This is a genomic window from Vannielia sp. SX4 (assembly GCF_052828525.1).
The window spans coordinates 3,514,643-3,527,567 of record NZ_CM128247.1 but is presented as its reverse complement, the minus strand read 5'-3'; the positions used below and the strand labels follow the sequence as shown (position 1 = coordinate 3,527,567).

11 protein-coding genes are annotated in these 12,925 nt (G+C 67.4%); 5 read left to right on the top strand and 6 right to left on the bottom strand.

The genetic code is table 11. From position 1 onward, the window contains the following. Window positions 1-20: 20 nt before the first annotated feature. Window positions 21-1,838 (bottom strand): allophanate hydrolase, encoded by a 1,818-nt coding sequence (gene atzF, locus ACUXVX_RS17395; protein ID WP_446309297.1) that lies wholly within the window; start codon window positions 1,836-1,838, stop codon window positions 21-23. Window positions 1,839-1,948: 110 nt separating this feature from the next. Between atzF and ACUXVX_RS17390 the strand changes: the two genes are divergently transcribed. The 5 genes from ACUXVX_RS17390 (at window position 1,949) to ACUXVX_RS17370 (ending at window position 7,822) form a co-directional block, all read left to right on the top strand. After that, window positions 1,949-2,851: a LysR family transcriptional regulator gene (locus ACUXVX_RS17390; RefSeq protein WP_446309295.1), complete on the top strand. Its 903-nt coding sequence runs from the start codon at window positions 1,949-1,951 to the stop codon at window positions 2,849-2,851. Window positions 2,852-2,990: 139 nt separating this feature from the next. Further along, window positions 2,991-5,330, top strand: a complete 2,340-nt coding sequence (locus ACUXVX_RS17385) for a xanthine dehydrogenase family protein molybdopterin-binding subunit (RefSeq protein WP_446309294.1) — start codon at window positions 2,991-2,993, stop codon at window positions 5,328-5,330. Beyond that, a complete protein-coding gene (locus ACUXVX_RS17380; RefSeq protein WP_446309292.1) occupies window positions 5,327-6,142 on the top strand; it encodes an FAD binding domain-containing protein in 816 nt (271 codons plus the stop codon). The genes ACUXVX_RS17385 and ACUXVX_RS17380 overlap by 4 nt, the downstream gene beginning before the upstream one ends. Next, window positions 6,139-7,260, top strand: coding sequence for a xanthine dehydrogenase family Fe-S subunit (locus ACUXVX_RS17375; protein WP_446309290.1), 1,122 nt, complete (start codon window positions 6,139-6,141; stop codon window positions 7,258-7,260). The genes ACUXVX_RS17380 and ACUXVX_RS17375 overlap by 4 nt, the downstream gene beginning before the upstream one ends. Window positions 7,261-7,276: 16 nt before the next feature. Continuing rightward, window positions 7,277-7,822, top strand: coding sequence for a MarR family winged helix-turn-helix transcriptional regulator (locus tag ACUXVX_RS17370; RefSeq protein ID WP_446309289.1), 546 nt, complete (start codon window positions 7,277-7,279; stop codon window positions 7,820-7,822). Window positions 7,823-7,855: 33 nt separating this feature from the next. On the opposite strand, the gene ACUXVX_RS17365 is transcribed toward ACUXVX_RS17370, so the two are convergent. The 5 genes from ACUXVX_RS17365 to ACUXVX_RS17345 all read right to left on the bottom strand — a co-directional run bounded on the left by ACUXVX_RS17365 (window position 7,856) and on the right by ACUXVX_RS17345 (window position 12,471). Next, a complete protein-coding gene (locus ACUXVX_RS17365; protein ID WP_446309287.1) occupies window positions 7,856-8,572 on the bottom strand; it encodes an ABC transporter ATP-binding protein in 717 nt (238 codons plus the stop codon). Next, on the bottom strand, window positions 8,565-9,323 hold the full coding sequence (locus tag ACUXVX_RS17360) for an ABC transporter ATP-binding protein (protein ID WP_222468384.1): 759 nt from the start codon (window positions 9,321-9,323) through the stop codon (window positions 8,565-8,567). Before ACUXVX_RS17360 ends, ACUXVX_RS17365 begins: the two co-directional genes overlap by 8 nt. Then, window positions 9,320-10,303: a branched-chain amino acid ABC transporter permease gene (locus ACUXVX_RS17355; protein ID WP_446309285.1), complete on the bottom strand. Its 984-nt coding sequence runs from the start codon at window positions 10,301-10,303 to the stop codon at window positions 9,320-9,322. The genes ACUXVX_RS17360 and ACUXVX_RS17355 overlap by 4 nt, the downstream gene beginning before the upstream one ends. Continuing rightward, window positions 10,303-11,163, bottom strand: coding sequence for a branched-chain amino acid ABC transporter permease (locus ACUXVX_RS17350; RefSeq protein ID WP_222468386.1), 861 nt, complete (start codon window positions 11,161-11,163; stop codon window positions 10,303-10,305). The genes ACUXVX_RS17355 and ACUXVX_RS17350 overlap by 1 nt, the downstream gene beginning before the upstream one ends. A gap of 84 nt (window positions 11,164-11,247) precedes the next feature. Further along, on the bottom strand, window positions 11,248-12,471 hold the full coding sequence (locus ACUXVX_RS17345) for an amino acid ABC transporter substrate-binding protein (protein ID WP_446309283.1): 1,224 nt from the start codon (window positions 12,469-12,471) through the stop codon (window positions 11,248-11,250). Window positions 12,472-12,925: the final 454 nt, after the last annotated feature.

Below are 12,925 nucleotides of genomic sequence, written 5' to 3'. Positions count from 1 at the left end.
CATGGTCTCCATGTCGGTTATCAGGTGTCCGCTTTTGCGGATTGGGTTTCGAGAAAGGCGCGCCAACCGCCGAACCGGGAAATCTCTTCGGCCGAGGCGGTGGCCGCAGACTCGCACAGGAACCCCGTAACTTCGCGGCCATCGGATATCGTCAGTGTGCCGATGGTCATAGGGGCGGGGAGGGTTTTGAGGAAACTGCCCATTTTGGAGGCAGGCATTGCCCAGACTTCAAGCGCGATCCGGTGGCCTTGCCCCTTTTCTGTGCAGCGCAGGAGTCCGGGCCGATGCGGCGGGCCGCCGGGGAGGCTGAAGAAGCGGTAGTTGGGGGCGGTCTCGGAGGCATAGAGAAAGCGCGCGCCGCGGCTGGTGAGATCGCCGTTGAGCGGCAAGCCCGACATGTGGGCGCCGAGCACGGCGAGGGCGATTTCATCCTCGGCGGGCGCATCGCTGGCGGGGGCGAGGGGCGGCAGGGGCCAGCCGGTGCCGCCGGGGGCGGCGGCCAGCGAGGCCTGAAGCTCGCGGCCAAGGGCGGCGAGCAGGGCATCTTCGCCCGCGCCCGCCACGAGGGTCACGTTGCCGGGGTGGCCATCGGCGCGGGGTGCGACCGGCACCGCCAGCGCGGACATGTCGAGCAGGTTGACGAAATTGGTGTAGGTGCCGAGGCGGGAGTTGGCGGCGACGGGTTCGGCCGCGATATCCGCCACGGTGCAGAGCGCGGGGATGGAGGGAACGCAAAGCATGTCGAGCCCGTCGATTTGGGTTTCGATCAGGCGCTTGAGGTCGCGGAAGCGGTATTGCGCGCGGAAGGTATCGGTGGCGGAGAACTTCTGCGCCTTGCCGACGATCTCGCGGATCACCGGGAGCACGGCCTCGGGGGCATCGCGCATCAGGTCTTCGATCACGGTATGGCGCTCGGCAACCCAGGGGCCGTCGTAGAGCATGACGGCGACGTCGTAGAAGGGCGTGAAATCCAGCTCGACAATGCGGTGCCCGGCGGCGATGAGGTGGGCGAGGGTGGCGTCGAAATTCTCTTCTTGCGCGGTGTCGCCGAAGAACTCGCGGGTGGCCTTGCTCGGCACGCCGATGGCGAGCGGGCGGAGTGCACCGGGGGCGGGCGTGGCGATGGGGCGGGCGTAGCCGTCGGCGGGGTCGTATCCGGCGGCGGATTGGTAGGCGCGGTAGGCATCGTCGACGTTGAGGGCGAAGATCGAGGGGGTCTCGCAGCTGCGGCAGGCGGGGACGACGCCGGAGGCGGAGAGGGCGCCGAGCGTGGGCTTGAGGCCGACGACGCCGTTCATCGCGGCAGGCACGCGGCCCGAGCCTGCGGTATCGGTGCCGAGCGAGAAGGTGACGAGGCCGCGCCCGACCGCCACGCCGGAGCCGCCCGAGGAGCCGCCGGGCACCAGCGCGGGGTTGATCGCGTTCAGCGGCGCGGGGCCGGTGGTGCGTGTGCCGTTGAGGCCGGTGGCGAACTGGTCGAGGCTGGTCTTGCCCAGCGGAATGGCCCCGGCGGCACGCAGGCGTGCAATCAGAAAGGCATCGTTTTCAGCGGTATAGGCGAAGGACGGGCAGCCGGCGGTGGTGGGCCAGCCGGCCACGTCGATATTGTCTTTCACCGCGAAGGGCAGGCCGTAGAGCGGGTATTTTACCGGATCGAACGGCCCGAGCGCCTCGGCCATCGCCAGCAGTTCGGCCTCGCTCGCGAGGTGCAGGAAGATGCCCGGATCGCCCGCCGCATCGACCCGGCGCAGCGCCTCCTGCATCACCTCGGCGGGCGTGGTGCCGCTGGCGTAGGCCGTGTGCAGAGTGGTGATGTAGAAGGGGAGATCTTGCAGCATTGGGCCTGTCCGTTCGGTGAGTCTGACCCGATGGAAACACTCGCAGGCGATGCGCGATACTGCTATTTCTGCAGCATCGCGCTGCATTTTTTGCACCACACGGAGGGAACATGCGGTTTCAGACCACGCTGAAATACATCGACGCTGTGGCCCGCACCGGCTCGATCCGGCGGGCAGCGGACACGCTCTCGATCACCTCCACGGCGCTCAACCGGCGGATCCTGGCCTTCGAGGAGGAGCTGGGCGCGGAGCTGTTTGAGCGGATGTCGACCGGGGTGCGGCTTTCGGCGGCGGGGGAGCTGCTGGTGCAATCGGCGCGGGGGCAGATCGGGGAGATGGACCGGCTGAAGGCGCAGCTGGCCGACCTGAAGGGGGAGCGGCGAGGGCATGTTTCGATCGCCTGTTCGCAGGCGATGCTGCCTTACTTCTTTCCCGAGCAAATCGCTGCCTATCGGGCGCAGCATCCGCTTGTGACCTTCAACGTGATGCAGCGCGACAGGGCAGCGGCGGAGGAGGCGCTGGTGGATCACAGTGCCGACCTGGCGCTGGTGTTCGAGCCTGCGCAGCTTTCGGATTTCGACGTGCTGCTGGCGGTGGACCAGCCGGTACATGCGGTGATGGCGGCGGGCCATCCGCTGGCGCGGCAGGAGGTGGTGCGGCTGAGGGAATGCTTCGGCTATCCGCTGATCATGCCGGCGCGCAACATCTCGGTGCGCGGGCTGATCGACGCTGCCGCCCGGCGCAGCTCGGCGCGGATGAAGGTGATGGTGGAGTCGGACAACTTTGAGTTCATGCGCAACCTGACGCGCTCGGAAGAGATCATCGCCTTTCAGATCCCGGTGGGCCTGCCCTCGGGCGATTGGGAGGATGGCACCGTGAGCCGCCCGATCGACCGGCGAGACCTTGCCGTGGGGCGCATCTACCTTGGGCACCTCAAGGGGCGGGTGATGCCGGTGGCGGTCGCCGGGTTTGCGCGGCAGATCCAGCAGGTGCTCGCAGAACGCTACGAATGAGCCAGGCGCCGGGGCCGCGTTGCCGTGCCTGATTTTTCAGCCGGGTGCTTGCAGATCGAAAAAAGATCGGTAGGCTGATTATCAGCACACTGGCAATATGCTCTGCGGCCATAGGCGGGGCGAAAGAAAGGCTCCATCGGTGAAGACTTCCGAGCGCGGCGTGGGCGCTTCGATTCCACGCTTCGAGGATGACAGATATCTGGAGGGCCGGGGCCGGTTCGTGGGTGACATCCGGATGCCGAACATGCTGGAAGTCGCTTTTCTGCGCAGCCCGCTGGCCCATGCCGAGATTTTGGGCATCGCCAAGCCGGAGGGCGCGGCGCATCAGGTCTTCACCGCCGCCGACCTTGAGGGGGTGCAGGGCATCCGGGCCGACAGCGGCCTGCCGGGGTTTCGCAGTTCTGTGCAGCCGATACTTGCCGCGGACCGCATCCGCCACGTGAATGAGCCCATCGCGGCCTGCGTGGCCGCCACCCGCGCCGAGGCCGAAGACCTTGCGGACCTCACGCAGCTCGATGCCAAGCCTCTGCCTGCGGTGCATGACATGCTGAAGGCGCGCGACAAGGATGCGCCATTGCTGCACCCGGACTGGGAAGAAAACGCCTTTCTGGAAAGCGGGTTCGAGCAGGGGATCGAGGCGGCCATCGAGAAGGCCACGGTGACCGTGCGCCGCCAGTATCGCACCGCGCGGCAGTGCATGTCTCCGATGGAGGGGCGCGGCGTGGTGGCCTATTTCGACGATCAGGCCGATCAGCTGGTGATCATCACCTCCACCCAGATGCCGCATATCGTGCGCAACGGGCTGGCCGAGTGCCTCGGGCTGGATCAGGCCCGCATCCGGGTGATTGCGCCCGACGTGGGGGGCGGCTTTGGCTACAAGGGTATCCTGCTGGCCGAAGAGGTGGTGCTGGGCTGGCTCGCAATGCGCCTGCGCCGCCCGATGCGCTGGATCGAGGACCGGCGGGAGCAACTGGCGGGCAATGCCAACTGCCGCGAGCATTGGTATGACATCACCGGCTATGCTTCGGCCGATGGCAAGCTCTTGGGCGTGGATTGCGAGGCGATCGTGGATAGCGGGGCCTATTCGGCCTACCCGTTCTCGGCTTGCCTTGAGGCGGCGCAGGTCGCCTCGATCCTGCCGGGGCCCTACGTGATGGAGGGCTACCGCTGCCGCACATGGTCGGTGGCTACCAACAAGCCCGCGATCCTGCCCTATCGCGGCGTGGCCCGGACGGGCGTGTGCTTTGCGATGGAACTGGTGATGGACGATCTGGCCCGGGAGCTGGGGATCCAGCCTGCCGAGTTTCGCCGCCGCAACCTCGCGCCTGCCGAGCAGATGCCGTTCGTGAACATCACCGGAAAGATCTTTGACTCCGGCGATTACGTGGAGGCGCTGGACCGGGCGGTGAAGGCTCTGGACCTGCCTGCCCTGCGTGCGCGGCAAGAGAAGGGCGAGCCGGACGGGCGGCTTTTGGGCGTGGGCCTGTCGATCTTTTGCGAGCAGGGGGCGCATGGCACCTCGGTTTACAGTGGCTGGGGCATTCCGATGGTGCCGGGCTACGAGCAGGCTACCGCGCGGATGACGCCCGATGGCGGGCTGGAACTGCGGGTGGGGGTGCAGAGCCACGGGCAGAGCCTTGAGACGACGCTGGCGCAGGTGGCCAATGAGGTGCTGGGCGTGGAGCCGGGCAAGGTGCGGCTGGTGCATGGCGACACGGCGCTGACGCCTTATTCCACCGGCACATGGGGCTCGCGCTGCATGGTCATGGCGGGCGGCGCGGTGGCGACGGCCTGCGAGGAACTGGCGGAGCGGGTGAAGGCGATTGCGGCCAAGCTGCTGCAGGCCGAGCCGGAGCAGATTACCCTTGCCGATGGCGAGGCGCGGGGGCCTTCGGGTTCGGTCTCGCTGAGCCGGATCGGGGCGGTCTGGTATCATGCGCCGCAGGACTTGCCCGACGGGGTGGATGCGGGCGGGCTGGAGGCCACGAAGGGCTACAAGACGGTGCGCGACACTGGCACCTTCTCTTATGCCTGCCATTCGGCGCTGGTGCTGGTCGACCCCGAAACCGGCGAGGTGGAGATCGAGCGCTACGGCATCGTCGAGGATGGCGGCGTGCTGGTGAACCCGATGGTGGTGGACGGGCAGGTTTGGGGCGGTGCGGTGCAGGGCATCGGCACGGCGCTTTATGAAGAGATGCCCTACGACAGTGAGGGCCAGCCGCTGGCCACGACGCTGGCCGATTACATGCTGCCCGGTGCGGCAGAGTCGCCTTCCATCGCGATTGACCACATAGAAACCCCCTCGCCGATCAGCCGGTTCGGGCAGAAGGGGATTGGCGAGAGCGGGGCGATTGGCCCGCCCGCCGCGATTGGCAATGCGGTGAACGATGCATTGCGTGGCTTCGGGGCGCGGATCGGGCAGGTGCCGATCACGCCCGAGCGGGTGCTTGCTGCGCTGGCCGCAGGAGGCCAGCGATGAAGCCGGGGCGGTTTGATTTGGTGCTGGCGGGGTCGTGCGGCGAGGCGGTCTCGCTGCTGGGCGGGCGCGAGGAGGCCAAGCCGGTGGCGGGGAGCCAATCGCTCGGGCCGATGCTCAACCTGCGGCTGGCGCGACCTGCAGTGCTGGTGGACCTGTCGGGTTGCGCGGAGTTGCGCGGGGTGACGGAACAGGCGGGCTCGGTGGTGTACGGAGCGGCGCTGACCCATGCGGAGTTTGAGGATGGCGGGCTGGTGGATGCCACGCCGGGATGGCTGCCGCAGATCGCCCGGCGCATCGCTTACCGTGCAGTGCGCAACCGAGGCACGGTGGGCGGCTCGCTGGCCCATGCCGACCCGGCGGCGGATTGGGTGGTGACGCTGCGCGCGCTGGGGGCCTCGGTGCTGCTGGCGGGGCCAGAGGGCGAGCGGGAGATTGCGCTGGACGCGTTCTTCACCGGGGCGCTGGCGACGGCGCTGGGGCCGGGGGAGATCATCCGCGCGGTGCGGGTGCCGCGCCGGGGGGCGGGGGCGCGTTGGGGCTACTGGAAGTTCTGCCGCAAGCTGGGCGAGTTTGCCAAGGCCTCTGCCGCCGTGCTGGCCGACCCGGAGCGCGGCGAATTTGCCGTGGTGGCCGGGGCCATCGAGCGGGCGCCAGTGGCTTTGCCCGAGGCGCAGGCGTTGATCGAGGGGCGGGCCGACCCGCGTGTGGTGGTAGAAGAGGCGCTGCCCTTTTTGCCCCCGGAGCGCCGGGCCTTGCAGGCCACGGCCACGGCCCGCGCCATTGCCGCGCTGCGCGAAGGAGAGAGCGAATGACCAACTTCACCGTGAATGGCCAGCCTGTGCGCTACAGCGGCGAGGGGCGGACCCATCTGGCGGATTTTCTGCGCGAGGAGATGGGGCTGACGGCGACCCATATCGGCTGCGAGCAGGGGGTGTGCGGCGCCTGCACGCTGGTGAAGGACGGCAAGCCGGTGCGCAGCTGCATCACCTATGCCGCTGCCTGCGAGGGGGCGAAAATTCGGACGCTGGAGGATTACCGCGACGATGCGCTGATGGCGCGCATTCGGGCGGCCTTCAAGGAGCACCACGGGCTGCAATGCGGGTTCTGCACGCCGGGGATGCTGGCGACGGCCTATGACATTGCGACCCGGCTGCCGGAGGCCGATGAGGCGCGAATTCGCGAGGAGTTGGCGGGCAACCTCTGCCGGTGCACCGGCTACATGGGGATCGTGGCGGCGATCAAGGCGGTGCTGGCGGAGGGGCCGCATGTGGCGCCCGAGCCGCCCGCGCGGGAGGCGGTGATTGCCTCGGCGCGGTTTGGCGCGGCGGAGGCGCCCGAGGTGGTGGCGGAAGCGGCGGCTGCGTCGGTGGTGGCAGAGCGGCCTGCGCCGCTGACCGATGGGCACCGGCTGGAGCGGGTGGCGCGGATCGAGCTGCCGGCAGAGACTGTTTGGGCGGTGCTCAGCGATATTCGCCAGGTTGCCGACTGCATGCCGGGCGCCTCTGTTGAGACCGTCGAGGGCGAGCGGGTGACGGGCGCGATGGCAGCGAAGATCGGGCCGATCACGGCGCGGTTTGGCGGCACGGCCTTTGTGACTTACGAGCCTGCGGAGATGCGGGGCGCGGTGGCGGGGCAGGGCGGCGATGGAAGCTCGCGCTCGACGGCGCGGGGGGAGGTGCATTTTGCGCTGGCTCCGAGCGGCGATGCGGGCTGCGATTTGACCTGCGAGATCCTTTACAAATTGAGCGGTCCACTGGCGCAGGTTGGCCGGCCCGCAATCGTGGCGGGGGTGGTCGATAGGCTGCTGGCCGACTTCACCGCCAACGTGGAAGCGGCCGCGCGGGGCGAGGCCCTCACAGCGGCCGCGCCGCCGGGCTTTGCGCGTTTGATCCTCGCTGCCCTGCGCAATATGGTCGGGCGCAGCACATAGGGTGGAGATGAGTGCGATGGATAATCTGGAGCGCGGGGCGCAGGAGGCGGTGCCCGAGCGGGACCATGCGGGCGAGGAGGAAAAGCTCCTTCGGGCGGCCCGCAGCAACGACTGGGCCGAGACCGGGCTGCGCGACCGGCCGGGCTTTCTGATCCGGCGGCTGCACCAGATTCACACCGCGCTGTTCTTGCAGGAATGCGCCAGCGAGGGGATCACCCCGGTGCAATACTCGGTGCTGACGGCGCTGGGCCAGCTTGGGCCGAGCGAGCAGATCGTGATCTCGCGCGCGGTCGGGCTGGACCGGACCAGCACGGCGGATGTGATGCAGCGGCTGGAGAAGCGCAAGCTGATCCGCCGCCGCCCCTCGCCCACGGACGGGCGCAGCAAGATCGCGACGCTGACGGAGGTGGGGATCAACCTGCTCCAAAGGGTGGATGAGGCGGCCTCGGCAGCGCACAGCCGCACGCTGGAGCCGCTGACGGCCGATGCCCGGCGCGAGCTGATGCAGGCGATGCGGACGATCGTGGATGCCTACCCGGACCTCGAGCGCAAGGCCAACTGAGCGCCCGCCCCGCGCGGGGCGAGTCGCCCGTTTTTACAGCCCCATATAGGCCTCGCGGATGCGGGCATCTTCGGCCAGCTCCGCGCTGGGGCCGGTGATGGTGACGCGCCCGGTTTCGATCACGAAGCCCTGGCTGGCGAGGTCGAGCGCGGTCAGCACGTCCTGCTCCACGAGGAGGATGCTGAGGCCGGTGCCGTTGATCTCGGTCAGGGCCTCGCTGAGCACCTCGACGAGACGCGGGGCGAGGCCGAGCGAAAGTTCGTCGATCATCAGCAGCTTGGGAGCCGACATGATGCCCCGCCCGATGGCGCACATCTGCTGTTCGCCACCCGAGAGGGTGGTGGCATCCTGCGAGGCGCGTTCGCGCAGAATGGGGAAGGTGTTCATCACGAAGTCGAGGTCTCGGTTCACCTGCACGGTGTCGCGGCGCATGTAGGCGCCTAGCAGCAGGTTGTCGCGCACCGAGAGCCCCTTGAAGAGCCGCCGCCCCTCCGGCACGTGGACCACGCCCGCGCCGAGCACGTCATCGGGGGAGGCCCCGGCGATCTCGGTGCCGGCCATCTTGATGGAGCCAGCCTGCGGCTTGATCAGCCCGGAGATGGTGCGCAGCAGGGTGGTTTTGCCCGCGCCGTTGGAGCCGACGATGCAGGTGATCGCGCCGCGCTTCACGCTGAGGGAGATATCCCAGAGCACCTGCACGTCGCCGTAGCCGGCCTGAAGGCCGGAGATTTCGAGCAGGCCCTCAGCCATCGGCCATCTCCTTCTGGAAGCGTTCTGCGAATTTCGGGCCGAGGTAGGCCTCGATCACCTTGCGGTCGTGGACCATCTCTTGCGGCGGGCCTTCGGCGATCAGCTCGCCGTGGTGCAGCACCAGCACGCGGCTGGAGAGGCTGAGCACCACCTTCATCAGATGTTCGATGATGAGGATCGACACGCCGCGCGCCGCGATCCGGCGGATCAGGTCGAGCGCCACGTCGATCTCGGTGGCGTTGAGGCCCGCGTTCACCTCGTCGAGCAGCAGCACCTTGGGGCCCATCGCGAGGCTCTTGGCCAGCTCCAGCCGCTTGCGGTTGGGCAGGGTGAGCGAGGAGGCCGGGGTTTCGGCCACATGGCCGAGGCCGACGAACTCCAGCTCTTCCATCGCCCGGTCGCGGGCCGCCGCGATGCTCTCGGGGTTGCCTCCGAAGAGCGCCGAGGCGGCGACGTTCTCCACCACGGTCATCCGGGGGAAGGGCTGCACGATCTGGAAGGTCCGGGCCAGCCCGCGCCGGGCGGCCTGAAACGGTTTTTGCTTGGTCACGTCCTCGCCCTTGAAGACGACCTTGCCGCTGCTCGGGCTGTGGACGCCGGTGATCGCGTTCACCAGCGTTGTCTTGCCCGCGCCGTTGGGGCCGATGAGAGCGACGATCTCGCCCTCGTGGAGGGAGAAGGACACATCGTTCAGAGCCTTGATGCCGCCGAACTGGCGCGACACGTTCGAGAGTTCGAGAATGGCGCTCATTCCTTGGCGCTCCCCTTGTCAGTGCTGCGGGCTTTGCTGCGCTCGGACAGGCGGCGCAGGATGCGCTTCCAGTCCAGCCGCAGGATGCCGCCGGGCAGGAAGAAGATGAGCACCACCACGATGGCCCCCATGATCGCTCGGTTCCACTCGAGGAAGTTGGCCCAGAAGATCTCTTCGAGCATGACGAAGCTGAAGGCGCCGACGACCGGGCCGAGCAGGGTGCCCGCGCCGCCCAGCATGGCCATCACCGGCACCTTCACGGTGGTCAGGATGTCGAAGCTGTCGGTCGGGTCGATGTAGCCGACCCATGAGGCATAGACGGCCCCCACGGCGCCCGGAAAGATCGCGGAGAGCACGAAGGCGGCGATCTTGTATCGGGTGGTGTCGATGCCGACCATGTCGGCGGCATCCTCGTTCTGGTCGATGCAGCGCAGGCCGAAGCCGAGGCGGGTGCGGTCGACGATGACGTTGGTGACGAAGGCGAGCACCATGATGCCGAGCATCACGTAGAGCACCAGCGCCGAGACCTCCGGCGGGCGCCCCTCGAGCAGCGGCACGTTGAGGCCGTTGCCGCCGCCGGTGACGCTGCCCCAGGACGAGATCACCAGACGGGAGATATCGACAAGGGCGATGGAGCCAATGGCGAAGTAGTGGCCCTTGAGCCGGAGCACGATGGCCCCGAGTGCAAAGGAGACGCCGCCGACGAAGGCCGCTGCCGCCACCCAAGCCAGCGCGGCCGGCACGCCGCTGCGCTGTGCCAGTGCGCCAACGTAGCAGCCGATGCCGTAAAAGGCGGCGGTGGAGAAGGAAGGGTAGCCGGTGAAGCCGCCGATGATGTTCCAGCTCAGGGCCAGCGCGGTGAACATGGCGATGGAGATCGCGATGCGCACCTCGTAGTTGCCGAGCACGGTGGGTGCGAGCGCCAGCGCCAGAACCCAGAGGCCCATGACGATGAGGGTCAGGTTGGATTTGCGCGACATCACTCGTACCCCTTCACGCCGACGAGGCCGGTGGGGCGCACGATCAGCAGGAACAGCATGATCAGGAAGCCGATGGTGATGGCGTTCTGCGGGCCGACGATAACGCCGGCGAAGCTTTCGATGATGCCGAGCGCGAGCCCGCCCACCAGAGCGCCGGATACGCCGCCCAGCCCGCCGATGACGCAGATCACGAAGGCCTTGCCGAGGAACACGCCCGAGAGGTTGGTGGTGACCGGAAAGACCATGGCAAAGACAGCCCCAGCCGCCCCGGCCATCAGCGCGGCGATGGCGAAGGTGGTGGCGTAAATGTGGTTGACCCGGATGCCCATCAGCGCTGCCGCCTCACGGTCCATCCGGACGGCGACGATGGCGCGGCCGATGCGCGAGGTTTTCAGCACCAGAAACAGCAGGCCGGTGAGCACCAGCGCCAGCCCCATGCCGATCAGCCGGTCGACCGGCATCGACACGCCGAGCGCGTCGATCCGCCCGTAGTCGAGCGAGACCCGGCGCGGCGTGGCGGTGAAGAACACGGTCATCAGGTTGTAGAGGATCATGTCGAGGCCGAAGGTGAGCGTGAGCGTTGTCAGCACCGGAGCCGTCACGACCTTGTTGATGAAGAGGTATTGCAGGGCATAGCCCAGCACGAAGAGCGCCACCGCCACGACGGGCAAGATGATCACGGGGCTGATGCCGGTGGAGGCCCATGCGAAGTAGGTCAGGTAGCCGCCGAGCACGATGAACGAGCCGTGCAGCATGTTGATGACGTTCAGGACACCCCAGACCAGCGAGAAGCCGATGGCGATGCAGGCGTAGAGCGTGCCCAGCACGACTCCGTTCGCCAGAATCTGCGCGAAACCCATGTATTCTGTTTCCTTGGGAGAAATTCGGAAGGAAGAGGCCGGTGGCTGGCCGGGCCGCGGGGGCAGCCCGGCCAGCCGTGAGAGTTATTCGATCACCATCATCTCGGCGTCGGCGATGCTCTCGGGGTAGAGGATCTTGATCTCGCCGCCCTGCACCTGAATGATCGGCATCTCGCGGCCCTCGTTCATGCCGTTCTCGCCAAACTTGATCGGGCCATAGAAGGTTTCGAGATCAGTGGCGGCAAGCGCGTCGCGCACGGCGGTCGGCTCGACCGAGCCCGCGCGGGTGACGGCATCGGCCACGACATCGAGGGCTGCGGCGCAGGAGCCGTGGACATAGTCGGGATCTTCGCCGCCGGAGGCCTCGAGGAAGGCCTGATAGAAGGCATCGGTGGAATCCCATGCGCCCGACACGTCGGTGTAGCCGGTGGCGTGGTGCCACCATGTCGAGCTGCTCACGCCGTTGGCCAGCTCGCCGAGGCCTTCGGTGAACTCCTTGTAGGCCGGGCCGGTGACCATGGTGATGATCGGGGCTTCGATGCCGAGGTCTTCCATCTGCTTGCGTCCGAGGATCAGATCTTGCGTGTAACCGGTCATGTAGACCCAGTCGGGCGACATGGACTTGATGGTGGAGAGCGCGGCGGAGTGGTCGATCGCGCCGACCGGGTAGAGCTCTTCATAGACCACTTCGATGCCTGCGCCGGAGGCGGCGGCGGAGATGGCGGTGGCCATCGACTTGGGGAACACGTCATCACGGCCATAGACGGCGATGGTGCCAAGCTCCGGCATCGTCTCCTTGAACTCGGCGACCATCGCCTCGGTCATGCCGCTGTTGGGCGCGAGGGTGCCGAAGAGATACTTGAAGCCCTGGTTGAAGACCTCGGTGGAGGAGGAGACACAGGCGACCAGCGGGATCTGGTAGCGCTCGGCCACGGCGGCGACGATTTTGGTGTGGCCCGACCCGAAGGGGGCCATCAGCACATCGACCTCGTCATCGTTGATCAGCTTCTCGGCCAGCTGGCCGGCGCGCTTGCCGTCGGTCTGGTAATCATACTCGACGATCTCGACCAGCATCTTCGTGCCGCCCACGTCAATGCCGCCTGCGGCGTTGACCTTGTCGCTCCACATCTTCCAGACCAGTTCCTGCTTGTGGCCCTCGTCGGCCAGCCCGCCGGTCAGGGCGAGCGGCGCGCCGATCTTCAGCACGTCCTGCGCCATCGCCGGGGCGGCTAGGCTGGCGGCGGCCACGGCGCCGAGCGCGGCGGCGAGAGTCTTGGCTTTGATGTGGGATGTCCCTTGGGTGGTCATTGTCACGTCTCCTGTTGGCTTCTCTGGCTGGTCGAGGCGGGCCACGACCGGGATTCCTGTCCTCCGGCGACGATATTATCAGCATACTGTGTATTCTACTGACCGGGCCGAGTGAGGGCGCGGGATTGCACGGATGTGCCAGAATGAGGCGGGCTGGTGCTGCCTTTGAGCGTTTTGTGGGCATACTGCGTATCGCGGCGCAACGTGGAGTTGTGTTGCGGCGTGAGCCGGGTGTGATTCCACTGGATAGGCGTGAATTGGGTTGAGCGGAGACGGAGGGGCAACCCCTCAGTAAGGCGACTGTTTTGATCAGATTTTCTGGAGACCGCGGGATGCGCCGAAGTGCCTGCCGGGGACGGGCGCTTGCAAGCGCCCGGCTTCGCGGCAATATAGGTGGCATACTGCGCAATGCGCCCTTTGGGGCTGTGTGACACAGCAGACCACCACCCGCGCG